The 23,669-nt window shown below is 68.8% G+C and carries 22 protein-coding genes; 19 read left to right on the forward strand and 3 right to left on the reverse strand.

The window, feature by feature from the left end; translation table 11 throughout:
- The 7 genes from AC07ZS_RS12480 to AC07ZS_RS12510 are packed head-to-tail and all read left to right on the forward strand — an operon-like array spanning position 1 to position 6,356.
- Complete coding sequence (locus AC07ZS_RS12480) at positions 1-1,002, forward strand: branched-chain amino acid ABC transporter permease (protein WP_494798922.1); 1,002 nt, start codon at positions 1-3, stop codon at positions 1,000-1,002.
- Positions 999-1,778, forward strand: coding sequence for an ABC transporter ATP-binding protein (locus AC07ZS_RS12485; protein WP_494798923.1), 780 nt, complete (start codon positions 999-1,001; stop codon positions 1,776-1,778). The genes AC07ZS_RS12480 and AC07ZS_RS12485 overlap by 4 nt, the downstream gene beginning before the upstream one ends.
- A complete protein-coding gene (locus AC07ZS_RS12490; RefSeq protein ID WP_494798924.1) occupies positions 1,765-2,481 on the forward strand; it encodes an ABC transporter ATP-binding protein in 717 nt (238 codons plus the stop codon). The genes AC07ZS_RS12485 and AC07ZS_RS12490 overlap by 14 nt, the downstream gene beginning before the upstream one ends.
- A gap of 31 nt (positions 2,482-2,512) precedes the next feature.
- Positions 2,513-3,673, forward strand: a complete 1,161-nt coding sequence (locus AC07ZS_RS12495; RefSeq protein ID WP_494798925.1) for an ABC transporter substrate-binding protein — start codon at positions 2,513-2,515, stop codon at positions 3,671-3,673.
- Between the two features lie 4 nt (positions 3,674-3,677).
- On the forward strand, positions 3,678-4,658 hold the full coding sequence (locus AC07ZS_RS12500) for a Bug family tripartite tricarboxylate transporter substrate binding protein (RefSeq protein ID WP_494798926.1): 981 nt from the start codon (positions 3,678-3,680) through the stop codon (positions 4,656-4,658).
- A gap of 4 nt (positions 4,659-4,662) precedes the next feature.
- Entirely contained in the window at positions 4,663-5,580 is a 918-nt protein-coding gene (locus AC07ZS_RS12505; protein ID WP_494798927.1) for an NAD(P)-dependent oxidoreductase, read from the forward strand.
- Positions 5,581-5,603: 23 nt separating this feature from the next.
- Positions 5,604-6,356, forward strand: coding sequence for an SDR family NAD(P)-dependent oxidoreductase (locus tag AC07ZS_RS12510; protein ID WP_494798928.1), 753 nt, complete (start codon positions 5,604-5,606; stop codon positions 6,354-6,356).
- 69 nt (positions 6,357-6,425) lie between these two features.
- Here the strand turns inward: AC07ZS_RS12510 and AC07ZS_RS12515 are convergent, their stop codons facing one another.
- Positions 6,426-8,042, reverse strand: a complete 1,617-nt coding sequence (locus AC07ZS_RS12515; protein ID WP_494798929.1) for an FAD-dependent monooxygenase — start codon at positions 8,040-8,042, stop codon at positions 6,426-6,428.
- 9 nt (positions 8,043-8,051) lie between these two features.
- Positions 8,052-9,047, reverse strand: coding sequence for a tripartite tricarboxylate transporter substrate binding protein (locus AC07ZS_RS12520; RefSeq protein ID WP_494798930.1), 996 nt, complete (start codon positions 9,045-9,047; stop codon positions 8,052-8,054).
- 66 nt (positions 9,048-9,113) lie between these two features.
- Between AC07ZS_RS12520 and AC07ZS_RS12525 the strand changes: the two genes are divergently transcribed.
- Complete coding sequence (locus AC07ZS_RS12525; RefSeq protein ID WP_494798931.1) at positions 9,114-10,040, forward strand: LysR family transcriptional regulator; 927 nt, start codon at positions 9,114-9,116, stop codon at positions 10,038-10,040.
- Here the strand turns inward: AC07ZS_RS12525 and AC07ZS_RS12530 are convergent.
- A complete protein-coding gene (locus AC07ZS_RS12530; RefSeq protein ID WP_494798932.1) occupies positions 10,037-10,954 on the reverse strand; it encodes a LysR family transcriptional regulator in 918 nt (305 codons plus the stop codon). The two genes, AC07ZS_RS12525 and AC07ZS_RS12530, sit on opposite strands and share 4 nt — an antisense overlap.
- Before the next feature lie 107 nt (positions 10,955-11,061).
- Here AC07ZS_RS12530 and AC07ZS_RS12535 point away from each other — a divergent pair, with 107 nt between their 5' ends.
- The 11 genes from AC07ZS_RS12535 (at position 11,062) to AC07ZS_RS12585 (ending at position 23,462) form a co-directional block, all read left to right on the forward strand.
- Positions 11,062-12,024: a Bug family tripartite tricarboxylate transporter substrate binding protein gene (locus AC07ZS_RS12535; RefSeq protein ID WP_494798933.1), complete on the forward strand. Its 963-nt coding sequence runs from the start codon at positions 11,062-11,064 to the stop codon at positions 12,022-12,024.
- A gap of 2 nt (positions 12,025-12,026) precedes the next feature.
- Positions 12,027-13,472, forward strand: coding sequence for an NAD-dependent succinate-semialdehyde dehydrogenase (locus AC07ZS_RS12540; protein ID WP_494798934.1), 1,446 nt, complete (start codon positions 12,027-12,029; stop codon positions 13,470-13,472).
- Positions 13,469-15,058, forward strand: a complete 1,590-nt coding sequence (mdlC, locus tag AC07ZS_RS12545; protein WP_494798935.1) for a benzoylformate decarboxylase — start codon at positions 13,469-13,471, stop codon at positions 15,056-15,058. The genes AC07ZS_RS12540 and mdlC overlap by 4 nt, the downstream gene beginning before the upstream one ends.
- A gap of 26 nt (positions 15,059-15,084) precedes the next feature.
- Positions 15,085-16,065 carry a Bug family tripartite tricarboxylate transporter substrate binding protein gene (locus tag AC07ZS_RS12550; RefSeq protein WP_494798936.1) on the forward strand — a complete coding sequence of 327 codons (981 nt, stop codon included), beginning with the start codon at positions 15,085-15,087 and terminating at the stop codon, positions 16,063-16,065.
- A complete protein-coding gene (locus AC07ZS_RS12555; RefSeq protein ID WP_494798937.1) occupies positions 16,062-16,799 on the forward strand; it encodes an arylmalonate decarboxylase in 738 nt (245 codons plus the stop codon). The genes AC07ZS_RS12550 and AC07ZS_RS12555 overlap by 4 nt, the downstream gene beginning before the upstream one ends.
- Positions 16,796-17,920: a mandelate racemase/muconate lactonizing enzyme family protein gene (locus AC07ZS_RS12560; protein WP_494798938.1), complete on the forward strand. Its 1,125-nt coding sequence runs from the start codon at positions 16,796-16,798 to the stop codon at positions 17,918-17,920. Before AC07ZS_RS12555 ends, AC07ZS_RS12560 begins: the two co-directional genes overlap by 4 nt.
- Positions 17,921-17,924: 4 nt before the next feature.
- Complete coding sequence (locus AC07ZS_RS12565; RefSeq protein ID WP_494798939.1) at positions 17,925-19,064, forward strand: alpha-hydroxy acid oxidase; 1,140 nt, start codon at positions 17,925-17,927, stop codon at positions 19,062-19,064.
- The gene (locus AC07ZS_RS12570; RefSeq protein ID WP_494798940.1) at positions 19,061-20,707 is read left to right on the forward strand and encodes an FAD-dependent oxidoreductase; all 1,647 of its coding nucleotides are present in this window, start codon (positions 19,061-19,063) and stop codon (positions 20,705-20,707) included. Before AC07ZS_RS12565 ends, AC07ZS_RS12570 begins: the two co-directional genes overlap by 4 nt.
- 253 nt (positions 20,708-20,960) lie before the next feature.
- Positions 20,961-21,407, forward strand: a complete 447-nt coding sequence (locus tag AC07ZS_RS12575) for an NYN domain-containing protein (protein WP_494798941.1) — start codon at positions 20,961-20,963, stop codon at positions 21,405-21,407.
- A gap of 843 nt (positions 21,408-22,250) precedes the next feature.
- A complete protein-coding gene (locus AC07ZS_RS12580; protein WP_494798942.1) occupies positions 22,251-22,946 on the forward strand; it encodes a DUF2971 domain-containing protein in 696 nt (231 codons plus the stop codon).
- Between the two features lie 63 nt (positions 22,947-23,009).
- Positions 23,010-23,462: a hypothetical protein gene (locus tag AC07ZS_RS12585; RefSeq protein ID WP_494798943.1), complete on the forward strand. Its 453-nt coding sequence runs from the start codon at positions 23,010-23,012 to the stop codon at positions 23,460-23,462.
- The last annotated feature ends 207 nt before the right edge of the window (positions 23,463-23,669 follow it).

Genomic DNA, 23,669 nt, shown 5'->3' on the forward strand with positions numbered 1-23,669 from the left:
ATGCGCGCACTCAAACAACACGGGCTGGCCGGCCTCGCGCTGGTCGCCGCGCTGGTCGCGCCGCACGGCGTGGGCCCCTACGGCCACTACATCCTGGCCATGGTGCTGGTCTATGCCCTGGTGTGCATGAGCATGAACGTGCTCATGGGCATGGGCGGGCAGATCTCCATCGGCCACGCCGCGTTCTGGGCCATCGGCGCCTACACCAGCGCCGTGCTGGTCTCCAAGCTGGGCGCGCCGCTGCTGCTGGGCGTGCTGGCCGGCGGCGTGCTGGCCTTGCTGGCGGGCCTGCTCGTGGCGCTGCCGGCGCTGCGGGTCCAGGGCCACTACCTGGCGATCGCCACCCTGGGCTTCGCGCTGGTGGTGCACCAGATCCTCTACGAGTGGGACGCCGTCACCGGCGGCCGCTCGGGCATGCTGGTCACGCGGCCCTCGCTCTGGGGCATCGACCTCTCCAGCGACCTGAGCTACTACCACGTGGTGCTGGCGGTCTGCGTGCTCGCCGCCTGGCTCACGCACAACTTCCGCCAGTCGATGGACGGGCTGGGGCTGATGGCGCTGCGCATGAGCCCGACGGCGGGGCAGGTGATGGGCATCGGCCGCGCCCGCAGCCTCTTCGTGGCCTTCGGCATCAGCGCTTTCCTCACCGGCCTCTCGGGCGCGCTCTTCGGGCACCTGATCGGCCAGCTGAGCACCGACTCGTTCACGCTCACCGTGTCGCTGAGCTTCATGACGGCGGCGGTGGTCGGCGGCATGAACAGCGTGGCCGGCGCCATCCTGGGCGGGCTGTTCCTGGCGCTCGCGCCGGAGCTGCTGCGCAGCCTCAAGGACGCGCAGAACATCGTCTACGGCCTGATCCTGATCGGCTTCATGCACTTCCTGCCCGGCGGCATCGCCTCGCTGCCGCAGCGCCTGGGCGAGCTGTGGCGCCACCTGCGCGAGCGCCGCGCCGCCGGCGAAGAGGCCGCTGCCGTGCCCCGGCAGAAAGGCGGTGTCGCATGAAAGAAGGTTTGAAGATCCGCGGCCTCTCGCTGTCCTTCGCCGGCCTCAAGGCGCTGGAGGACGTGAGCTTCGACGTGCCGCCGGGCGCCATCGTCGGCCTGATCGGGCCCAACGGCGCCGGCAAGAGCTCGCTGCTCAACTGCCTGAGCCGGCTCTACACGCCCAACCAGGGGCAGCTGCACTACCAGGGCGTGAACCTGCTGGAGCAACCGGTGCACCGCCTGGCGGCGCTGGGCATCATGCGCACCTTCCAGAACCTGGAGATGTTCCCCGAAGCCAGCGCGCTGGACAACGTGCTCACCGGCAGCCTGTTCCGCCACCGCGTCGGCCTGCTGTCGCAGCTGCTGACCCTGCCGCGCGCGCGCCGGGCCCATGCCCGCGCCCGCGAGGAGGCGCGCTCCTTTTTGGGCAAGGTGGCGCTCGAGCACCTCGCGGACACGCCGGTGGGCGAGCTCGCCTTCGGCACGCAGAAGAACATCGAGCTGGCCCGCGCGCTGGCCGGCCAGCCCTCGCTGCTGCTGCTCGACGAGCCGGCGGCCGGCATGAACCCGCAGGAGTCGCAGTGGCTGGGCGAGCGCATCCGCCGCATCCGCGACGAGCTGTCCACCAGCGTACTGCTGGTCGAACACGACATGCGCCTGGTGATGAGCGTGTGCGAGCACATCGTGGTCCTGGTGCAGGGCCGCAAGGTGTTCGAGGGCACGCCCGCCGAAGTGCGCTGCCATCCGCTGGTGATCGAGGCCTACCTCGGGGAGGAAGAACATGCCGCTGCTTGAAGTACGGGGTTTGCGCGCGCGCTACGGCGGCATCCGGGCGCTCATGGGCATCGACCTCGATGTCGAGAAAGGCGACGTGGTCTCGCTGCTCGGGGCCAACGGCGCCGGCAAGTCCACCCTGATGGCGGCCATCACCGGCGTGATGACCAAGGGGGTGGAGGGCTCGATCCGGCTGGACGGCAAGGAGATCCTGGGCCTGGGCGCGGACAAGGTGGTGCGCGAGGGCGTGGCGCTCTCGCCCGAAGGGCGCCAGCTCTTCGGTGACCTCACCGTCGCGGAGAACCTCAGGATGGGCGCCTACACGCGGCGCGACAGCGCCGGCATCCAGGCCGACTGGGACCGCGTGCTGCACATCTTCCCCCGCGTGAAGGAGCGGCTGTCGCAGCTCGCGTCCACCCTCTCGGGCGGCGAGCAGCAGATGGTGGCCATCGGCCGCGCGCTGATGTCGCGGCCCCGGCTGCTGCTGCTCGACGAGCCCTCGCTGGGCCTCTCGCCGCGCTTCGTGCAAGACATCATGAAACTGATCAGGCAGATCAACGAGCAGGGCACCACGGTGCTGCTTGTCGAGCAGAACGTGCGCCAGGCCCTCCATATCTCCAACCGCGCCTACGTGATGGAGAAGGGCGCCATCCAGATGTCCGGGGAGGCGGCCACCGTCGCGCGCGATCCCCGTGTCTTGTCAGCGTATCTCGGTGCCGATTGAGCACCTCTTAACCCCCACCCCAGGAGACAACATGCAACGCAGAAACTTCACCAAGCTGGCCATCGCGGCCGCCGCCACCTTCACCGCGCTGTCGGCCCATGCCGAGCCGGGCATCAGCGACAAGGAGATCCGCCTGGGCGGCATCCTGCCGCTGCAAAGCGGCCTGTCGGCCGGCGCCACCCAGTACCGCGACGGCCTGGACGCCTACTTCAAATGGGTCAACGCCAACGGCGGCATCCACGGCCGCAAGATCGTCTGGGGCGCGGAGAACGACTCCTACAACCCGCAGCAGGCGGTGGCCGCCGCCAAGAAGCTGGTGGACCGCGACGAGGTGTTCGCCATCGTCGGCACGCTGGGCACCACCAACACCCTGGCCATGCTGCCCTTCCTCAAACAACGCGGCGTGCCGCTGCTCGGCCCGCTGGGCAGCCACCCCAACATCAACGAGCCGGAAGACCGCAACGTCTTCCCCATGTCGCCCCTGGGCCCGCTGCACGGCCGTTCGCTGGCCCAGTTCGCCAACGAGAACCTCAAGGCGAAGAAGATCGCGGTGTTCTACCAGGACGACCAGTACGGCAAGGAGCTGCTGGCCGGCGCGAAGAAGTACGCGGCGGACAACGGCATGACCGTGGTGGGCGAGGCGGTGTACGTGCCCAGCGACGTGGACGTGAGCGCCCAGGTGCTGGCCCTGAGCAAGACGCAGCCCGACGCGGTGCTGATGGCCGTGATCCCCAAGCAGGGCGCGCTGTTCCTGCAGGGCGCGCAGCGCATCGGCTTCAAGTCCGCCTTCCTGGCGCCGCAGCTCATGGCCGACCCGGTGGCGCTGCAGCTCGCGGGCGAGGCCATCAACGGCCTCTACATGAACGTGTACGTGGCGCACGAATCCATGACCACCCCGGCGGTGAAGGAAGCGCAGGAAATCCTCGCGAAGTACGCGCCGCAGACGCCCCCGGGCTACTGGGCCTTCGCCGGCATGTCGGGCGCCAAGATGTTCCACCTCGCCGCCCAGAAGGTGGGCAAGGACCTCACGCGCGAGAAGCTGCTCGCCCAGCTCAACGCCACCGGCCGCTTCCCCACCGGGCTGGTGCCACCGGTCAACTACACCGAGGCGCGCCGCTCCGGCCCCGAGTCGTTCGGCTACGCCCGATGGGAGGCCGGCAAGGTGACGATGATCAAGACCTGGGCGGAGTGAGCACATGAACCACGCGCTTCGTTCATTCCGGCGGGCCGCCGTGCTCGCGGCGCTGGCCGCCGTCGGCGCGGCCCAGGCGCAGGACGCCGGGGATTTCCCCCGGCAGCCCATCCGCATCGTGACCGGCTCGTCGGCCGGCAGCGGCAGCGACATCGTGGCCCGCTACCTGGGCATCAAGCTGACGCCGCTGCTCGGCCAGCCCATCATCGTGGAGAACAAGCCGGGCGCCGCCGGCACCATCGGCACGCTGTACGTCGCGCGGGAAAAGCCCGACGGCTACACCCTCACGGTGGGCGGCGCCTCGACCCACATGCTGAGCGCCGCGCTCAACCCCAAGCTGGGCTACGACCCGGTCAAGGACTTCGCCACCATCGGGCAGATCGGCACGGCCGGCATCCTGCTCATCGCCAACAAGAACTTCCCCGGCAACGACCTGAAGGACATCGTCGCGATGGCCAAGGGCAAGCCGGAGTCGGTGCAGTACGCCAGCTGGGGCAACGGCTCGACCGGGCAGTTCTGCGGCGAGGTGTTCAGCCAGCTCGCGGGCGTGAAACTGCTGCACGTGCCGTACAAGAGCATTCCCCAGGTGATCACCGACGTGGAAGCCGGCCACATCCAGCTGGGCTTCTCGGACATCTCGTCCGGCACGGCCTTCGTCAAGGCCGGCAAGGTCAAGGGCATCGCCACCTGCGGCTCGCGCTCGCCGGCCCTGCCCAACGTGACGAGCTATTCGGACCAGGGCATTCCCTTCGACCGCACCTTCCGCTGGGGCCTCTATGCGCCCAAGGGCACGCCCAGGCCGGTGGTCGACAAGCTGGCCGCCGCGCTCAAGAACGTGCTGGAGCAACCGGAGGTGGTGGCCAAGCTGCTCGAACTCGGCATCACCGCCGCGTTCACACCGGGCGAAGAAATGGCGGCGGTGACGGCGCGCGACATCGAAGCCTGGAAGGCGGTCGCCAAGGACGCCAACCTGAAGGCGGACTGAACCCGTGGCGCGCTCGACACCCCGCCACGTGGGCCTGATTGGCCTGGGCCTGATGGGGCGGGGCATGGGGCTGAGCCTGTTGCGCGCCGGTTTCGCGCTCACCGTCCTGCCCCACCGCCAGCGCGCGGTGGCCGACGAACTGATCGCCGCCGGCGCGCGCGAGGTCGCCTCGCCGCGGGAGGTGGCCAGCGCCAGCGATGTCGTGGTGCTGTGCCTGCCGGGCCAGGAAGCGGTGAACGAGGTGCTGCTGGGCCGCGACGCGCTGGTGGCGGGGGCGCGGCCCGGATTGCACGTGCTCGAATGCTCCACGCTCACGCCCGACGCCGGCGTGCGGTTGCATGGCGCGGCGAGCGCGCACGGTGTGCGCCTCGTCGATGCGCCCTTGACCGGCGGGCCGCGCGAGGCGATGGCCGCGCGCCTGCACGCGCTGGTGGGGGGCGAGAGCGATGCCGACGCCGACTTCGTCTCGCCCGTGCTCGCCGCCTTCTGCCAGCGGCAGCACCGGTTTGCCGGTGTGGGCCAGGGCTACGCCGCCAAGCTGGTCAACAACCTGCTGGCGTTCGCCCACCTCACGGCCGTGGCCGAGGCGATGACGGTGGCCGCCAAGGCCGGCCTGGACATCGAGACGCTGACGGGCGCGATCGAATGCTCGGGCGGGCAGAGCCGCTGCCTGAGCGGGCTCGCGCCCTGGCTGTCGGGGCGCGGCGAAAGCCGCTCCATCGTCACGCTGCGCACGGCGGCCAAGGACGTGGGCTACTTCTGCCAGTTCGCGGGCGCGCTGGGCGCCCTGGGCCCGGTGGCCTCGCAGGTGAACAGCCGCCTCGCGGACGCTTTGGCCGAAGGGCTGGGCGACGCGTTGACCCCCCGCTACGTGCAGCTGGTGGCTGCGCGGGAGGGGGTGACGCTGCCAGGGAATTCCTGAACTTTGTTTTCAAGAGGACACGCATGGATCTGTTGATGAGGGGAAAGCGCGCGCTGGTGACTGGCGCCACCGCGGGACTGGGCCGGGCCATTGCCATCGAACTGGCCGCCGAAGGGGTTGACGTGGCCGTGGTGGGGCGCAGGCCTGAGCTGCTCGACACGGTGGCACAGGAAGCGCGGTCGCGCGGGGCGGCGCGCCAACTGCAGATCTGTGCCGACCTCTCCGGGGAGGGCGCGCCTGACACCGTCGCGTCGACCGTGCGGGCCTCGTGGGGCGGCGTCGACATCCTGGTGAACTGCATGGGCGTGAGCCGCCAGGTCGCGCTGTCCACACCGGACAGCGAATGGGAGGCGGTGATGACCTTGAACTGGACGCGGCATCGCCAGCTGACCTCGCTCTTGCTGCCGGGCATGCAGGCGCGCGGCTGGGGCCGGATTGTCAACGTCACCGGCAAGAACGAGGCCAGCGGTCTCAATGCCACGGTGGTGGCGAAAGCCGCTGTGAATGCCTGGTCGAAAGGGCTCTCGGACCTGGTCGCGGCGGATGGCGTCACCGTCAATTGCGTTGCGCCCGGGCGGCTGGATTCCGAGCAGATGCGCCGGATCTACCCGGCGGATCGCCGCAAGGAAGTTGAAAACGCGGAGATCCCCATGCGGCGGTTCGGCGAGCCGGAGGAGCTCGCCTGTCTGGTCGCCTTTCTGGCCTCCGCGCGCGCGAGCTACATCACCGGCACACTGAGCCATGTGGACGGTGGTGCGCGCCGCTACATGTTCTAGCGCCTGCGGCTCAGCGTACCGAGACCCGCTCGGGCACGGGTCTTGCGCGAAGACCTGGTCCGCTGAGCGTCAGCCGCCGCGCGCCATCGCCAACACCGCGCGCGCCTGCGCCGCATCGGCACCCGGGGTGTCGCTCGTCCAGGCGACGAAGCTGTCCGGGCGCACCAGCACCAGGCGCGCTTCGTAGCGCGCGGCCTCGCCGGTCCTGCTGTCTTCCACCACGTCGAGCGGCAGCTTCAGGGCCGCCGCCGCGTCGCGGAAGGCCTGCACCTCGTCGGCACCGGCGTCCAGCGCGATCAGCGTGAAACCCGGCCCGAAGGCTTCGTACACGTTGCCGCCGCTGGACAGCACCGCCGGGGCGATGTGGTGACCGGCACTGGCGACGAACCGGTGCGAGCCCACCGAGCTCGGGCCCTTCCCACTGCCGTTGGCTTGCACCACCGGCGAGCCTTCGTAGTTCGGCTCGAACGCATGCACCTCGCCCACCGCGCCTTTCGCGCGCGCTTGCCAGGCCTCGTCGAACGCGGCCTGGTTCACCGCCGGGTCGTGCGTCTCCAGGAACGCGCGGTCGGTGTCGATCGACTTGGCGATGAAGTCCTTGATCGTCGAGCCGAACACCGGGCGGCGCTCCGCGTCGTACGAGTCGAGCAGCGGCTCGCCGCCCCAGCCCTGCAGCGTGGCGGCCAGCTTCCAGCCCAGGTTGCGCGCGTCCTCCAGGCCCGAGTTCACGCCATAGCCCCCGTAGGGCGGGTGGCTGTGGGCGGCGTCGCCCGCGATGAACACGCGCCCCTGGCGGTAGCGGTCGGCCAGCATGAAACGCAGGTCCCAGAAGCCGATGTGCTCGAACTCGACCTCAAACGGCGCACCCACCGCCTCGTGCAGGTAGGCCGCGAAGTCGAAGTTGTCCTTGGTGGTGCCGGGCGGCACCGGGGCATGGAAGAACCAGGTGCTGCCCAGGTCCACGCGGCCGAAGAATTTCCAGTAGCCCTTCAGCTCGGGCTGCAGCACGTTGTAGTAGGACTTGCCGGGGTAACGCTTGAGCAGTTCGTGCAGTTCCGTGGACTTGAACACCAGCAGCACCATCATGCGGTCGTGGTCCGTGCGGCTCTGGGTCATGCCGGCCTTGTCTCGGATCACCGAGCGCGCGCCGTCGCAGCCCACGGCATAGGCCGCGCGCAGCTGCCGCCGGCCCGAGCCGCCGCGCTCCACCACGCTCACCGTGACGCCGTCGGCGTCCTGCTGCACGTCCTCGGCTTCCCAGCCGAACAAGGTGTGCACGCTGGGCAGCTCCGCCACGCGGCGGCGCAGCACGGCCTCGGTGGCGTACTGGGGCAGGCGCTCGTTGCCGGTGAAGTAGTAGGGCTTGACCAGGTCGCGCTGCAGCCAGTCGTAGTGCGGCCCCAGCAGGGTGCCGTAGGCCGTCAGGCCGCCGATGCCGTACTCCGGCGGAATGGTGCGCGCGGCGCGCAGCGCCGGCTCCGCGCCCCAGGCGTGGAAGTGCTCCATGGTGCGCTGGGTCAGGTTCTGGCCCTTGGGAATCGGTTGCGGTTGCGGGTAGCGCTCCACCACCACGCAGCGCACGCCGCGCTGGCCCAGCTCGATCGCCAGACCCATGCCCACCGGGCCGCCGCCCACGATGACCACCTCGGTGTCGATGGTGCCGGCTTTGCTGTTGTGATTGCTCATGGGGTTGTCTTACTCGGCGGTGATGCCTTGGGCCTTGATCAGGGATGCCCAGCGCTGGGCGTCGGCCGCCATCAGTTTCTGGAACGCTTCGGGGGTGGAGTGGGCGGGCGTCATGCCCTGGGTCTCGAACGCGGTGGCCAGCGCGGGCTGCGCCAGGATCTCCTGCAGCTCCTTGTTCAGGCGGTCGATGATCGGGCGCGGCGTGGCCGCCGGGGCCAGCACGCCGTACCACATGTCCACGTTCAGGTTGCCGATGTTCAGGCTGCCCAGCGGCGGCACGTCGGGCAGCAGCGGGTTCGCCTGGCTCGAGCTGATGGCCAGCGCCTTGAGCTTGCCAGCCTTGATGTGCTGCAGCGCCACGTGGATCGGCAGGAACATCAGTTCGATCTGCCCGCCCAGCAGGTCGGTCACGGCCGGGGCCGTGCCCCGGTAGCCGATGTGCGTGATGGAAATCTTCGCGCGGTTCTTCAGCAGCTCCATGGCCAGGTGGTGCGGCGTGCCGGCGCCCGGCGAGCCGTAGTTGAGCGCACCGGGGCGGGCGCGGGCGCGCTCCAGCAGGCCCTGCAGCGAGTCGATCTTCGTGCCGGGGTGGGTCACCAGCAGCAGCTGGCCCCAGCTGGTGAGCGAGACGGTGGCGAGGTCCTTGACCGGGTTGAAGCCCGCGTTCGGGTAGAGCGCGGCGTTCATCACCAGGGTGTTGACGCTCACCAGCAGCGTGCTGCCGTCCGGCGCGGCGCGCACGACCTCCAGGGTGCCGATGTTGCCGGAGGCGCCGGCCTTGTTCTCGACGAAGAACGGCCGCTTCAGGCGCTCCGCGAGCTGCGGCGCGATCTGGCGCGCGATCAGGTCGATGCCGGTACCCGGCGTGAAAGGCACCACCAGGCGGACCGGGCCGGTGGCGGCGTCCTGCGCCCGCACGAAAGGCGCGGCCAGCGCGGCCATGCCACCGAGCACGAGGTGGCGGCGAAAGCGGGACGGCGGGGAAACGGTGTGAGAGGAATGCATGGCCTTGTCTCCATTGAATGAGGGAGAATTACAGCAACACCTTTGACATTCATCAAACGGAAGATTTTGAAGAACTCTTCAAGAAAACTGATCAATGTGGGCAGCCGCCAGCTCCAGGCCTTTCTGGAGATCGGCCGCCTGCGCAGTTTTGCCAAGGCCGCCGAGCAGGTGCACCTGTCGCCCTCGGGCATGAGCATGCTGGTCAAGGAACTGGAAGAGCAGGTCGGCGCGCGCCTGTTCGACCGCACCACGCGCTCCGTCACGCTGACCGACGCCGGGCGCCGCCTGCAGCCGGTGGCCGAGCGCATCGTGGCCGAGCTGCGCGACATCGAAGACGTGATCGGCGGCAGCGAAGCCGCCGTGCGCTCGCGCATCGACGTGGCGGCCACACCCATGGTGTCGGCCAGCCTTCTGCCGGAGGTCATCAGCGGCTTCAACCAGAGCCATCCGCAGGTGCAGGTCCACCTGGCGGACGTGGACGTGAGCGTCGTGCGCCAGCGCATCCTCGAAGGCGAGGCCGACATCGGCCTGGGCTTCTTCATCAAACCCGCTGTGGGCCTGCTGCGCCAGCCGCTGTGCAAGTTCCGGCTGATGCGCATCAGCCCGCCGGGCACGGGCGATGGCGGCCTCGGGCCCAGCCAGACCTGGGCCAGCCTGGCGGACCTGCCGCTGATCAGCCTGCCGGTGGACAACCCCATTCAGGCCGTGATCGAAAAACACCTGGAGCGCATCGGGCGCGCGCACGAGGAGCGCCCGCGCATGAACCTGATCGGCACCCTGATCGCCATGGTGCGCGCCGGCCGGGGCCATGCCATCGTGCCGTCCTTCGCGCTGGAAGACTGCCTGCGCCAGGGCCTCAAGGTGGCCATGCTGAGCAACCCCACGGTGCACATCGAGCTGCATGTGGTGTCGCTGCGCGGCACGCAACCCAAGCTGGCGGCGACCGCGTTTGCTGCCGCCGTGAAGAAGGCGGCGTCGCGCGTTCGGGGTTAGACCTTGTGCCGCGCCACCTGGCGCAGCGCATCGAGCAGGCCGTCCACCGCCGCGAAGCCGCTCGCGTCCTTGCGCCAGTACATGGTCATGGCGCTGGCCGTCTCCAGCTGCAGCGGCAGGCGCTTGAGCATCTTCCAGCGCTCGGGCAGTTCGATGGCGCGCTCGGAGACCACGGCCACCATGTCGCTTTCGGCCACCAGCGCGATGGTGGCGAGCAGGGAGTTGGACTGCACGCTCGCGGTCGGGATGGCGCGGCCGGCGGCCGAGAGCGCCGATTCGAGCAGGTCGCGCGCGGGGATGTCGCGCGTCCACACCACCCAGCGCTGCGCCAGCAGGTGCGACCACTGCAGGGACTTGCGCCGGGCCAGCGGGTGGTCCGGGCGCACCGCGAAATGCAGCCGCTCTTCGTACAGCACCTCCGAGGCGATGCCGGGGTCGTGGTACTTGGCCGCCGGGCGGCCCACCGCGATGTCGATCTCGCGCTGCGTGAGCTGCTGGAACAGCCGGTCCATCGGCGCCTCGACCAGTTCCACGCTCGCGTTGGGCATGCTGGACAGCAGCGAGAGCACCGCCTGCGGCACCACGCCCGCGATGGTGGCGCCGGAGGCGCCGATCACGGCGCGGCCGCTGCCGCCGCTGCGCAGCGCCGACATCTCTTCCCGAGCCCGGTCGAGTTCGTTGCCGATGTGCACCGCGAACTCGCGCAGGATGCGGCCATGGGCGGTGGGGCGAAGCCCGCGCGCGTGGCGCTCGAACAGCGTGAGGCCGATGTCGGCCTCCAGCTCCTTGAGCCACTTCGAGAGCGCGGGCTGTGTCATGTTCAGCCGCTCGGCCGAGTGGCTGATGTTCTGCGTCTCGGCCAGGCTGACCAGGATCTGCAGGTGCCGAAGGCGCAGTCGATTCGTCCAGTCCATGGGCCGTCCTGCTATGTCCTGAAAGTTATGGATGAGAGCAATTTCTCATTTTACGTGGCATGGCATCGGGTCAATACTCGAAGCCTTCAAGAACAGGAGACAAGACCATGATCCGCCGACACCTCGTGGCGGGCATCGCGCTTTGCGCCGTTGCCCTTGCCGCACACGCCCAGGACAACTACCCGTCCAAGCCCATCAAGTTCGTCGTCGGCTATTCGCCCGGTGGCTCCAACGACATCCTCGCTCGCATCATCGCCAAGCGCGTGGGCGACAGCCTGGGCCAGCCGGTGGTGGTGGAGAACCGCCCCAGCACCGGCGCCATCGTGGGCGCGGTGGTGACCAAGCAGGCCGCACCCGACGGCTACACGCTGATGATCGGCGCCAGCGGCCCGCTGGTGATCAACGCCGCCACCTACTCGAACCTGCCGTACTCGCCGCAGAAGGACTTCATCCCGATCTCCACGATCGCGACCTTCCCGCTGATCGTCTCGGTCAAGGCGGACTCGCCGTTCAAGTCCATGCCCGACCTGGTGAAGTTCACCAAGGAAAACCCGCAGCTCTCCAACTACGCCTCCAGCGCCTCCACCTTCCAGCTCGCCACCGAGCTGCTGAAGGAGCGCACCGGCATCCAGTCGCAGCACGTGCCCTACAAGGGCAGCGGCGATTCCATGAAGTCCGTGGCTGGCGGCGAGACCACCTTCAGCATGCTCGACCCGGGCCCGGCGGCCGGTGCCATCCACGGCAAGCTGGTGCGCGGCCTGGCCGTGTCGTCCGACGTGCGCAACCCGTCCTTCCCCGACATCCCCACGCTCAAGGAGCAGGGCATCGACCTCAGCATCCAGTTCTGGATCGGCCTGTTCGCACCCGCCGGCACGCCCGCACCGATCGTGAAGCTGCTGGAGCGCGAAGTCGCCAAGGCGGTGCAGCACCCGGAGACGCTCAAGAGCATGGCCCAGCTGGGCCTGACGCCCGCCTCCAGCACCTCGGAAGCCTTCACCCGCCAGATCGCGCAGGAGATCCCCACCTGGACCGAGGTGGCTCGCAAGAACAACATCAAGGCGGACCAGTGAGCATGAGCGAGACGGTCTACCGCGCGCCGCGCCTGTTCATCGGCGGGCAATGGCGCGCCGGCAGCGCGGACACGCGCAGCGCGGTGATCAACCCCGCCACCGAGGCGGTGCTCGACGAGCTGACGCACGCCTCGGCGCGCGACCTCGACGATGCGCTCGCGGCGGCGGCGCAGGGTTTCAAGGTCTGGCGCGCCACGCCGGCGGCGACCCGCCAGCGCATGCTGACGCAAGGGGTGCAGAACCTGCGCGCGCAGCGCGAGGTCATCGCGCGCCTGCTGACGCTGGAGCAGGGCAAGCCCCTGCCCCAGGCGCGCATGGAAGTGGACGTGGCCGCCGACATGGTGCAGTGGTACGCCGAGCAGGCCAAGCGCGTGTACGGCCGCATCCTGCCGGCGCCGCAGCCCGGTGCCGACTACGAGGTGCGCAAGGAGCCCGTGGGCCCCTGCCTGCTGATGTCGCCCTGGAACGTGCCGGTGATCCTGGCCGCGCGCAAGCTCGGCGGTGCGCTGGCGGCGGGTTGCTCCTGCATCCTCAAGCCGCCCGAGGAAACCCCGGCCTCGGTCGCGAAGATGGTCGAGTGCTTCATCGAAGCGGGTGTGCCCGACGGCGTGATCAACCTCGTCTTCGGCGTGCCGGCCTTCGTGTCCTCGCACCTGATCGCGTCGGACGTGATCCGCAAGGTCTCCTTCACCGGCTCGGTGGCGGTGGGGCAGGGCCTGGCCCGCCTGGCCGCGCCCGGGCTCAAGCGCCTCACGCTGGAGCTGGGCGGCCACTCGCCGGTGATCGTGTTCGACGACGCCGACGTGGAGGCCGCAGCGCGGCAGCTGGTCGCGGCCAAGTTCCGCAACGCCGGCCAGCTGTGCCACGCGCCCACGCGCTTCTTCGTGCAGCAGGGCGCCTACGCGCGCTTCGTCGATGCCTTCGCCTCGGCGGCCTCGGCGCTGCGCGTGGGCGACGGCATGGCCGACGGCACCGACATGGGGCCGCTGGCCAACGGCCGGCGCCTGGGCGCGATCCGCGAGCTCGTCGAGACGACGCGCACCGAGGGCACGCTGGTGGCCGGTGGCGAGCGCGTGGGCGAGCAGGGCTACTTCCACCAACCCACCGTGTTCGCCGACGTGAGCCCCGACGCCAAGGCCATGCGCGAAGAGCCCTTCGGCCCGGTCGCGCTGATCCGTGCCTTCGACACGCCCGCGCAGGCCGTCGAGCTGGCCAACGCCACGCGCTACGGCCTGGGCTCCTACGTGTTCACCGACTCCGCGCGCCTGCAGCGCCAGATGATCGACGACCTGGCGGTGGGCAGCGTGGCCATCAACAGCACCGTCGTGACCGTGGCCGAAGCGCCGTTCGGTGGCGTGCGCGACAGCGGCTACGGCTACGAGAGCGGCGAAGAGGGCCTCGACAGTTATCTCCACACCAAGTTCGTCAACCGCAGCTATTTCGCATGAGCCTCGTTTCTCCGCCCCCTTTCACCGTTCGCGACGGCGTGTACGACGTGCTGCGCCAGTTCGGCGTGGACACCATCTTCGGCAACCCGGGCTCGACCGAGCTGCCCATGTTCCGCGACTTCCCCAGCGACATCCAGTACGTGCTGGGCCTGCAGGAAGCCGTGTGCGTGGGCATGGCCGACGGTTATGCCCAGGCCAACGGCAAGGTCGGTGTCGTCAACCTGCACTCGGCCGCCGGTGTCGGCCACGGCATGGGCAACCTCTACACCGCGTTCAAGAACCGCACGCCGCTGGTGGTCATCGCGGGCCAGCAGTCGCGCTCGATCCAACCGCTGGACGCCTACCTGGCTTCCGAGCGCGCCACCGAGCTGCCGCAGCCGTACGTGAAATGGAGCATCGAGCCCGCGCGCGCGCAGGACGTGCCCCAGGCCATCGCCACCGCCTGCCGCCGCGCGCTGCAGGCACCCTGCGGGCCGGTGCTGGTCTCCGTGCCCTCGGACGACTGGGACCAGCCCGCCGAGCCGGTGCCGCCCCGCAGCGTGAGCCGGCGCACCGCGCCCGAGCCGCAGGCCGTCGCGGCGCTGGCGCAAGCACTTGCCGCGTGCGAGCGGCCGGTGTTCGTGACGGGCGCGGAGGTCGATCGATCCGGCGCGTGGCACGACATCGTGGCGCTGGCCGAGCGCCACGGCGCCAAGGTGTTCAACGCGCCCATGTCGGCGCGCGCGGGTTTCCCCGAAGACCATGCGCTGTTCCACGGCTTCCTGCCGGCGGTGAAGGCGCAGATCGTGCAGAAGCTGGCCGGCCACGACCTGATCCTGGTGGTGGGCGCGCCGGTGTTCACCTACCACGTCGAAGGCGAGGGCGCGCACATCCCCGAGGGCGCCACGCTGTGGCAGCTCACCGAAGACCCCGACGCCGCCGCGCGCACGCCGGTGGGCACCTCGGTGGTGGGCGACGTCGCCCTGGCGCTGCAGGCGCTGCAAGGCGCGCAGCCGCAGCGCCTCCGCACCGCGCCGCCGGCCTGGGTGCGCGAAGCGCGCGCCGAGCCGGGCGCACCGATCCAGGTGGCTTACCTCCTGCAGACCATCGCCGAACTGCGCTCGCCCGACGACGTGATCGTGGAAGAGGCCCCCACCGCCCGCGTGGTGATGCACCAGCACCTGCCCATCCTGAAGCCGCGCAGCTTCTTCACCATGGCCAGCGGCGGCCTGGGCCACAGCATGCCGGCCGCCGCCGGCATCGCGCTGGCCTGGCGCGAGCGCCGCGTGATCGCCATCATCGGCGACGGCTCCAGCATGTACTCGATCCAGACGCTGTGGACCGCCGCGCAGCTGGGCCTGAACATCACCTTCGTCGTCGTCAACAACCGCCGCTACGGCGCGATGAAACGCTTCGGCGGCGTGCTTGGCTTCCCGGCCGGTGCCGTGCTGCCGGGCACCGACCTGCCGGGCCTCGACTTCGTCGCGCTGGCGCAAGGGCATGGGGTGCCCGGCGAACGCGTGGAAGCCGCCGACCAGTTGCACGCGGCCCTGAAGTCGGCCCTCGCCTCGACCGGACCCTCGCTCGTGGAAGTGCGGGTCGCCTGAACAACACCACCAGGAGACAAAAGACGATGAACACCAATCTTCCGCGCCGAACCTTCGTGGGCGCCGCCCTCGCCGCCGGCGCCGCGCCGCTGGCCTTTGCCCAGACCGGTCCCTACCCGAACCGGCCGATCCGCATCTTCGTGGGCTACGCCGCCGGCGGCGCGGTGGACACCATGGCGCGCATCGTCTCGCAGCGCCTGGGCCCGCTGCTGGGCCAATCCGTGATCGTGGAGAACCGCGCCGGGTCCGCCGGCCTGCTGGCCGCCGACACCGTGGCCAAGGCGCCGGCCGACGGCTACACCCTGCTGCACGGCGAGAGCGCCCTGCTGATCGCGCCGCAGCTGCAGAACCAGACTTCTTCGCTGGACCCGATCAAATCGCTCGTGCCCGTGGCCGGCCTGTTCCAGTCGCGCCTGCTGCTGGTGGCCAACAACGACGTGAAAGCCAACAACGCGGCCGAGTTCCTTGCGCTGGTCAAGGCCAACCCCGGCCGCTTCACCTACGGCACCTCGGGCATCGGCACGGTGCACCACCTGGGCGTGGAGCTGTTCAAGTCGCGCACCAAGACGCACCTGCTGCACATCCCGTACCGCGGCGCGTCGCAGCTCGTCACCGACGTGATCAACGGCCAGCTGCAGTTCGGCGTGGTGAGCGCGGCGGCCGGCGTGCCGCAGGTGCGCAGCGGGCGCGTGAAGGCCATCGCCATGTTCAGCTCAACCCGCCTGGCCGGCGCGGACGACATCGGCACCTTGTCCGAGGTGGTGCCCGGTTTCCACGTCGCGCCCCGGCAGATGCTGCTGGCGCCGGTGGGCACGCCGCAGGCCGTCATCGACCGCCTGAGCGCGGCCGTGGGCGAGCTGCTGGCCACGCCCGAGGCGGCCGCTGCCGCCACCGCGCAGGGCGTCACCACCGCCTACCTGGCGCCGGGGCCGCTGGCGGCCGACGTGAAGCGCGAGTACGCGGAGTGGGGCAAGGTCATCAAGGCCCAGGGCATCTCGGCCGAATGAGCGCGCCGCGCCCTCGCATCGGCCTCATCGTGCCGCCGGCCCACGGGCGCGTACCGCCCGACGCGCCCCTGCTGTACGGCGAGCGCTTCGACTTCATCGCGCGCGGCCTGGGCATCGACGGCGTCTCGCCCCGGGGCTTCGCGCCCGTGGTGAACCAGATCGTCGACCACGCCCGCGCCCTGCGCGCCGACGGGGCGCAGGCGATTTCGCTCATGGGCACCTCGCTCAGCTTCTACCAGGGCCCGGCCTTCACCGACCAGCTGCGCGACGCCATGCAGCAGGCCACCGGCGTGCCCTGCACCACCATGAGCCACGCCGTCGTCTCTGCCCTGCAGTCCCTGGGTGTGCAGCGCGTGGCGGTGGCCACCTCGTACATCGACGAGCTGAACGAGCGCCTGGTCGCTTACCTCGGCGCCCTGGGCTTCGAGGTCACCGCCATCGAAGGCCTGGGCATCGAGCCGGTCGGCGGCGCGGCCGAAGTCTCCACCGAGCGCCTGGTCGCGCTGAGCCGTAAGGTGCATGCCCAGGCACCCGGTGCGCAGGCCCTCTTCATGTCCTGCGGCGGCCTGCTCACGCTCGACGCCATCGCCGCGCTGGAGGGCACACTCGGTCTTCCCGCCATCGGCAGTTCACCCAGCGGTTTCTGGGACGTGGTGCGCACGGCAGGCGAAGACCCGCGCAGCCGCACCGCCGGCGGCCGCCTGTTCACCTTGCATCCCACCCCTCGCCCATGAAAATCACCCGCATCACCGCCACCGCCCTCCACATCCCCTTCACGCTCGACGTGCCCGGCGGCGGCCAGCACAAGGAAGCGCTCGGCTGCTGCGTCGTCGAAGTCGAGACCGACGAAGGCCTGATCGGCCACGGCCTGACCGCGATCACGCAGGAGAAGGTGGCCGAGTCCATCGTCACCCACGTGCTCGCCCCGGCCCTCATCGGCACCGACCCGCTGGCGCACGAGGCGCGCTGGGAGCAGATGTACTGGCTCACTGCCTCGCGCGGCCAGACCGGCTACGCGCAACACGCCATCGCCGCCATCGACGTGGCGCTGTGGGACATCAAGGGCAAGGCGCTGAAGCAACCGATCTGGCGCCTGCTCGGTGCGGCGCGCAAGGAGCTCGACATCTACGCCACCTTCGGCTTCGAGTTCCTCGACATCGACGGCCTGCGCGGCGCGGTCAAGTCCCTGGCCACCGAAGGCGTGGAGCACCTGAAGATGGTGGTGGGCTTTCGTGCGCTGCCGCGCCGCGAGAGCCGCAGCCTCATGTCGGTGATCCAGGAAGACGCCCGGCGTGTGCGCGCGGTGCGCGAGGCCGCGGGCGATGAGGTCTCGCTCTACATGGACGCCAACTGCGGCCTGGACGCGTACCACGCCGAGCGCCTGATCCGCCTGACCGCCGACTGCAACCTCGGCTTCTTCGAGGAGCCGATCACGCAGAACGACGTGCTGGCCATGGCCGACCTGCGCGCGCGCACCGGCATGCCGCTGACCTGCGGCCAGAACGAAGGCCTGGCCTACCGCTTCCGCGACTGGCTCATGGCGCGCAGCGTGGACTTCGTGCAGCCCAACGTGGTCATCACCGGCGGCTTCACGCAGTGCGTGCGCATCGCCGCGCTGGCCAACGCCTTCAACGTCTCCATCACCAGCGGCGGCGCCTACCCGCTGCACAACATGCACCTGCAGGCCGGCGTGGGCAACGGCACCAAGGTCGAGTGGCACCTGCCGGTGGTGGCCATGATGAAGCACCTCTACCAGGGCTTCCCCGAGCCGGTGGGTGGGCGCATCACGATGTCGGAGGCGCCGGGCCTGGGCTTCGACCTGATCCCCGGCGCCGTGCAGGCGCTGCGGGCCTGACGCCGTGATCCTGAACCTCGACGACTTCGAGGCCGCCGCGCGCTCGCGCCTGCCGCGCGCCCTCTACGGCTTCGCGGCCAACGGCGCCGAGCGCGGCGCCTCGGTGCTGGCCAACGCGCGCGCCTACGAGCGCTGGGCCTTCGTGCCGCGCACCCTGGTGGACGTGGCTTCGGTGAAGCAGGACACCACGCTGTTCGGTACCCCCTATGCCTCGCCCTTCGGCATCGCGCCCATGGGCGGCTGCGCGCTGTTCGCGCACCGCGCCGACCTGGCGCTCGCGCAGGGTGCGCACCGCAGCGGCATCCCCTTCGTGCTCAGCGCCGCCTCCAGCGTGCCGCTGGAACAGGTGATGGAAGCTGCGCCGGGCAGCTGGTACCAGGGCTACATCCCTGGCGACGAAACGCGCATCACCGCCTTGCTCGCCAGGTTGCGCAGCGCCAAGGTGGGCGTGCTCGTGATCACGGTGGACGTGCCCATCGCCTCCAACCGCGACCGCGACCGTCGCCTGGGCTTCACCATCCCGCTCAAGCCGCGCCTCTCGCTCGCCGTGGACGGCGTGCTGCACCCGCGCTGGCTGTGCGGCACCTTCGCGCGCACCCTGCTGGCCGACGGCATTCCGCGCCTGCCCAACTTCGGCGGCGAGGCCACGGGCCGGCCCATCATCGCCACGCCCACGGCCGCCGCCCGCTCGGACCGCGACCGCTTCACCTGGGCGCACGTGGCCTTCATCCGCCGCCAGTGGGGCGGGGCGCTGCTGATCAAAGGCGTGCTCAGCGCCGACGACGCGCGCCTGGCCCGCGAGGCCGGTGTGGACGGCCTCATCGTCTCCAACCACGGCGGCCGCCAGCTCGATGGCGCGGCCGCGCCGCTGGACGTGCTGCCCGAGGTGCTGGACGCAGCGGGCGAGCTGCCGGTGTGCCTGGACGGCGGCATCCGGCGCGGCACCGATGCCCTGAAAGCCCTCGCACTCGGCGCGCGCCTGGTCTTCGTGGGCCGGCCCATGCTCTATGCCGCCGCTGTCGGCGGGCAGGCCGGCGTGGAGCAGGCCGTGGGCATCCTGCAGAGCGAGATCAAAACCAGCCTGGCCCTGCTCGGCTGCAACCGCATCGACGAGCTGCGGCCTTCCCACCTTCGCGCCTCATGAGCACCACCACCCATTCGGCCCAGGTCCTGATCGTGGGTGGCGGCCCGGTCGGCCTCACGCTCGCCATCGACCTCGCGCAACGCGGCATCGACGTGCTGCTGGTCGAGCAGCGCCCGCGCGGCGAGCGGCCTGAGGCCAAGTGCAACCACGTCTCGGCGCGCTCCATGGAGATCTTCCGCCGCCTCGGCGTGGCCAAGGCCTTGCGCGACACCGGCCTGCCGGCCGACCACCCCGCCGACGTGGCCTACCGCACCACCTTCACCGGCGACGAGCTCTCGCGCATTCCCATCCCCTCGCGGCGCGACCGCTACACCGCCACGCAAGGCCCCGACACCGGCTGGCCCACGCCCGAGCCGCCGCACCGCATCAACCAGATCTACCTGGAGCCGGTGCTGTTCGACCATGCGCTGGCCACGCCCGGCCTGCGCATCCTCACGCACACCCGCATTGAAGACCTCGCGCAGGACGACACGGGCGTGAGCGCCCAGGCCGTGGACATCGCCAGCGGCGCCACGGTGACGCTGCGCGCCGATGTCCTCATCGGCTGCGACGGTGGCCGCTCTTTGGTGCGCAAGAAGATCGGTGCCGCGCTGCACGGCGTGGAGGTGGTGCAGCGCGTGCAGTCCACCTTTCTGCGCGCGCCCGACCTGCTGCGGCGCGCCAAGTACCCGCCGGCCTGGGCCACCTTCTCGTACAACCCGCGCCGCAGCGGCAACGTGTATGCCATCGACGGCATCGAGACCTTCGTGCTGCACAACTACCTGCGCCCCGGCGAGACCGACTTCGAGTCGGTGGACCGCGATGCTTCCATCCGCACCATCCTAGGCGTGGGTGCCGACTTCCGCTACGAGGTGATCTCGAAGGAAGACTGGATCGGCCGACGCCTCGTGGCCGACAAGCTGCGCGAGCGGCGGATCTTCATCTGCGGCGACGCCGCGCACCTCTGGGTGCCCATGGCCGGCTACGGCATGAACGCCGGCATCGCCGACGCCATGAACCTCTCGTGGCTGCTCGCGGGCCACCTGCAGGGCTGGGCCGGGCCGCGCGCGCTCGATGCCTACGAAGCCGAGCGCCTGCCCATCACCGAGCAGGTGTCGCGCTTCGCGATGAACCATTCCATCGCGCTGCAGAAAGAGCGCGAGAGCGTGCCCGCCGACCTGGAGGCCGAAGGCCCGGCCGGCGCTGCCCTGCGCGCCGCCGCCGGCAAGACCCTGTACGACCTCAACGTGAAGCAATACTGCTGCGCGGGCCTGAACTTCGGCTACTTCTACGACGCCTCACCCCTGATCGCGCCCGACGGTGAAAGCCCGCCCGGCTACACCATGGACACCTTCACCCCGTCCACCGTGCCGGGCTGCCGCACGCCGCACGTGTGGCTGGACGATGGGCGCTCGCTCTACGACGCGATGGGCGACGGTTTCGCGCTGCTGCGGCTGGACCCGCAGGCCGATGCGAGCCCCTTGCTCGACGCCGCGAAGCAGCGCGGCCTGCCGCTGCGCGTGGTGGACCTGGCTTCGGCCGAGGCCGCGGGCGTCTACCGCCACCGGTGGGTTCTGTCCCGGCCGGACCAGCACGTGGCCTGGCGCGGGGACGAACTGCCGGCCGATCCCCTGGCTTTGATCGATCGGGTGCGCGGCGCTTAGTGTTCTGGATATACTGCTTCCGTCGTACAAAAATGCGACCGGGATTGGCGTCCCGTGCACTGCGGCTTGAAAGCCGCAACTCGATTTGAGCCTTGCGGCTTTCTCACATTCGTGCCTCTTTCATGGTGGCCCGGGTGGGGAGACGCGAGTCTCGCCGAAACTGTCCGCAGTGCACGGTACGCCAACCTGCTTGGGCCACCGCCACCTCACAAGGGTGGCGGTGACATCACCAGCCAAAGCAACAGGAAGGCACATGCAACCAGCTCCCTTCGTGGCCACGCGGCGACCCCGCCTGGCCCTGCTCATCGACGCCGAGAACTTCAGCGCCCGCAAGGCCTTGCGGCTCATGGCCCACGTCGCCGACCGGGGCGACGCCATCATCCGCCGCGCCTACGCGGACTGGACCAGCCCCCGGCAACTGGCCTGGCGCAAGATGCTGCACGTGCAGGCCATCCGCCCCATCCAGCAGTTCCACTACGCCCACCAGAAGAACGCCTCGGACTCCGCGCTCATCATGGACGCCATGGAGCTCAAGACCCAAAGCCCCCGGCTGGACGGCATCTGCATCGCCTCGTGCGACAGCGACTTCACCGGCATCGCCGGGCGCATCCGCGAAGCCGACATCGCGGTCTACGGCTTCGGCCGGCCCGATGCGTCACCGGCCTTCGTGTGCGCTTGCAACCACTTCGTGTTTCTGTAGCGCGGTCGGGCGGTCGCCCGGGGGCAGCTGCTCGGCTACGATGGCTCCTATCGGCCAGAAGCGGTCGCCCGGCGCATCGACTTATTCATAGAAAAAACCCATGTTGAGCACTGCACTCTTTGGCATCGCGACGGGCGTAGGAGTCAGCTTGCTGTTTTTCACATTCCTGCTCCTCAGAGCTAGGCGACACGACTCCCGGGCAATAGCCGCCGGTGCGTCTGTTAACTACCCTCCACCTGATTGGCGGAGATTCGCGGTGAACACGGCGACCGTATCGACAATCCTCATTCTCATGCACTGGCTGCCTGACATTGTCGAGTGGGCCTACGCCTCATTTCTAGGGACGGCGCTGACAATCAACGAACGGAGCTTAGGCGGTGTTCTTTTCATCGCTTACGCACTTACATCGTACGGAGTTGTGATGGAGCTTTCCGGAGTGCTTTGGGCCACATGGAAGCGGTCACGCAAAACCAAGACTGAATAGTGGAAACGCTCGCTAGTTCCAAATACATCAATCTCGATGTCTGCCGAGCGGAGGCTGCAGGCCAACGGCCACCTTCTGTCACGCACAGACCAGGAGAGAGTTGCTGCTTCGCAGTAACCCCTAAGTCACCTTCGGGCCCGCTCCAGTATCAGCTAGCATGACGGACATCGGCCAGAAGCCGTCGTAGGTGAAAGGCGGCTTGCGGGTAGATGGGGAGACGATATTCAATCTCTTTGAAAGAATATGCCCAGTGAATCAAAGAGACATGACCGTCATGGAGTTCTACCGTCAACACCTGCAGCGAACTGTCGCTCTAAGCAACGCCCAGCGCGAGAGCTAGGATTAATGGAAGGCTCAGTATGCGGCTGTATTACATGACGTCCGCCGACATCGGCCTAATCATTCTTCGTGAGCGGCGTATGAAGCTATCGCTTTACAACGAGCTCAACGACCCATTCGAGCTACTTTCCCATGCGCTCGGCGACAAGCTCATGCGGAAGGCGCACAAGGCTCTCAAGGCGCACTTCACCGAGACCAAAGGTGTGATCTGCTTCTCCGATAACTGGAAGAGCCCGGTCATGTGGGCACACTATGCTCAGAAGCACTACGGGTTCTGCCTTGGCTTCGACATCCCTGTCGGCCATCCAGATCAAGAGTACGTGTACGCGATGAACTACGAGCCGGAGCGCCTGAGGTTCGAGTTCGAGAAGGAGAAATGGACTGAAGACGTCGGACTGTCGTTCATTCGGCAGATCATGACGACGAAGGCAAAAGCATGGGAATACGAGCGTGAGTGGCGGGCGATGGCCGACCTCAAGAAGCAAGACCCGAACGGTTTTTACTACGTGGACTTCAGCGAGCGCATGCAGCTTCGTGAAGTCATCCTAGGTGCGCGAAACACCTTGTCGGTTGGCAAGGTCGCAAAGCTCGTCAAGGAGAAGGGACCGCTACCCGTATCCGTTCAAGTGCTTCGCGCTCGCGTCGCGCACCAGACGTTCTCGATCGTGAGAAATAAGGAAGTGGCCCAGATCATGGTTAAAGCTTCGCAGATGTAAGCTGGGGCGAACCCCGGTCGGCGAATGTCGAGATCGGACCCGTTTCGAGCCTCGGCTACGATGATGTCCATCGGCCAAAAGCGGACATCGATTCAAACTGCTATGACGGTTTATAAACCCGTGTATGAACTTGAGGCATGGTCGCCACCTGGGCTTCAGCTAGACCTGGAGTTCGGTAAGACAGTTTTGGCACCAGAAATGTGGGAAGCCGGGATTCCCGACGATGTGTTTCTCGGGCTCTCCGAAATCCCGGACTCTATTGACTGCGAGAACCTGCAACGGGACATTGAAGAAGGAGTGACTTCTCTCGAGCGCTTCGTTGACTTCTGCACGTCTCGCGGGCTCCCGAGTACAACGCATGACCCATTGGCTGCATCGCGCTTTCGTGAGTACCTGCATGGACGAGCTCTTGCGTGGGTTCACATTCCGGATGACGATGTAGCCGAGTCTTTCACCGAAAAAATCGATCGGCTTCTCAGTGCTAGGGGCTTTCATCTACGAGATCCCTATGCCTGAGACTTTGATTGGCGCGATCCAGTCACCAGGGTGGCGCTTTCGGCCAAAAGCGGAAGGTCGCTCCACTTACTCGGCCCTCTCTGGGGCGGCCAGTTGCAATGCACTAATCATGACCTGCTACCGACTGCTAGCTCGAGCTTCCCCTCCACCAGGACGAGGCCTAATTGTTCGAGGGACCACGACCGGATGGAAGCCAAGCCACGTACT

This window comes from Hydrogenophaga sp. GW456-12-10-14-TSB4 (genome assembly GCF_059424305.1).

Excerpts from the sequence above, each read along its gene's own strand:
- AC07ZS_RS12480 (WP_494798922.1), top strand. The coding sequence starts at position 1 with ATGCGCGCACTCAAACAACACGGGCTGGCCGGCCTCGCGCTGGTCGCC.
- AC07ZS_RS12485 (WP_494798923.1), top strand. The coding sequence starts at position 999 with ATGAAAGAAGGTTTGAAGATCCGCGGCCTCTCGCTGTCCTTCGCCGGC.
- AC07ZS_RS12490 (WP_494798924.1), top strand. The coding sequence starts at position 1,765 with ATGCCGCTGCTTGAAGTACGGGGTTTGCGCGCGCGCTACGGCGGCATC.
- AC07ZS_RS12495 (WP_494798925.1), top strand. The coding sequence starts at position 2,513 with ATGCAACGCAGAAACTTCACCAAGCTGGCCATCGCGGCCGCCGCCACC.
- AC07ZS_RS12500 (WP_494798926.1), top strand. The coding sequence starts at position 3,678 with ATGAACCACGCGCTTCGTTCATTCCGGCGGGCCGCCGTGCTCGCGGCG.
- AC07ZS_RS12510 (WP_494798928.1), top strand. The coding sequence starts at position 5,604 with ATGGATCTGTTGATGAGGGGAAAGCGCGCGCTGGTGACTGGCGCCACC.
- AC07ZS_RS12515 (WP_494798929.1), bottom strand. The coding sequence starts at position 8,042 with ATGAGCAATCACAACAGCAAAGCCGGCACCATCGACACCGAGGTGGTC.
- AC07ZS_RS12520 (WP_494798930.1), bottom strand. The coding sequence starts at position 9,047 with ATGCATTCCTCTCACACCGTTTCCCCGCCGTCCCGCTTTCGCCGCCAC.
- AC07ZS_RS12530 (WP_494798932.1), bottom strand. The coding sequence starts at position 10,954 with ATGGACTGGACGAATCGACTGCGCCTTCGGCACCTGCAGATCCTGGTC.
- AC07ZS_RS12535 (WP_494798933.1), top strand. The coding sequence starts at position 11,062 with ATGATCCGCCGACACCTCGTGGCGGGCATCGCGCTTTGCGCCGTTGCC.
- AC07ZS_RS12540 (WP_494798934.1), top strand. The coding sequence starts at position 12,027 with ATGAGCGAGACGGTCTACCGCGCGCCGCGCCTGTTCATCGGCGGGCAA.
- mdlC (WP_494798935.1), top strand. The coding sequence starts at position 13,469 with ATGAGCCTCGTTTCTCCGCCCCCTTTCACCGTTCGCGACGGCGTGTAC.
- AC07ZS_RS12550 (WP_494798936.1), top strand. The coding sequence starts at position 15,085 with ATGAACACCAATCTTCCGCGCCGAACCTTCGTGGGCGCCGCCCTCGCC.
- AC07ZS_RS12555 (WP_494798937.1), top strand. The coding sequence starts at position 16,062 with ATGAGCGCGCCGCGCCCTCGCATCGGCCTCATCGTGCCGCCGGCCCAC.
- AC07ZS_RS12560 (WP_494798938.1), top strand. The coding sequence starts at position 16,796 with ATGAAAATCACCCGCATCACCGCCACCGCCCTCCACATCCCCTTCACG.
- AC07ZS_RS12570 (WP_494798940.1), top strand. The coding sequence starts at position 19,061 with ATGAGCACCACCACCCATTCGGCCCAGGTCCTGATCGTGGGTGGCGGC.
- AC07ZS_RS12575 (WP_494798941.1), top strand. The coding sequence starts at position 20,961 with ATGCAACCAGCTCCCTTCGTGGCCACGCGGCGACCCCGCCTGGCCCTG.
- AC07ZS_RS12580 (WP_494798942.1), top strand. The coding sequence starts at position 22,251 with ATGCGGCTGTATTACATGACGTCCGCCGACATCGGCCTAATCATTCTT.
- AC07ZS_RS12585 (WP_494798943.1), top strand. The coding sequence starts at position 23,010 with ATGTCCATCGGCCAAAAGCGGACATCGATTCAAACTGCTATGACGGTT.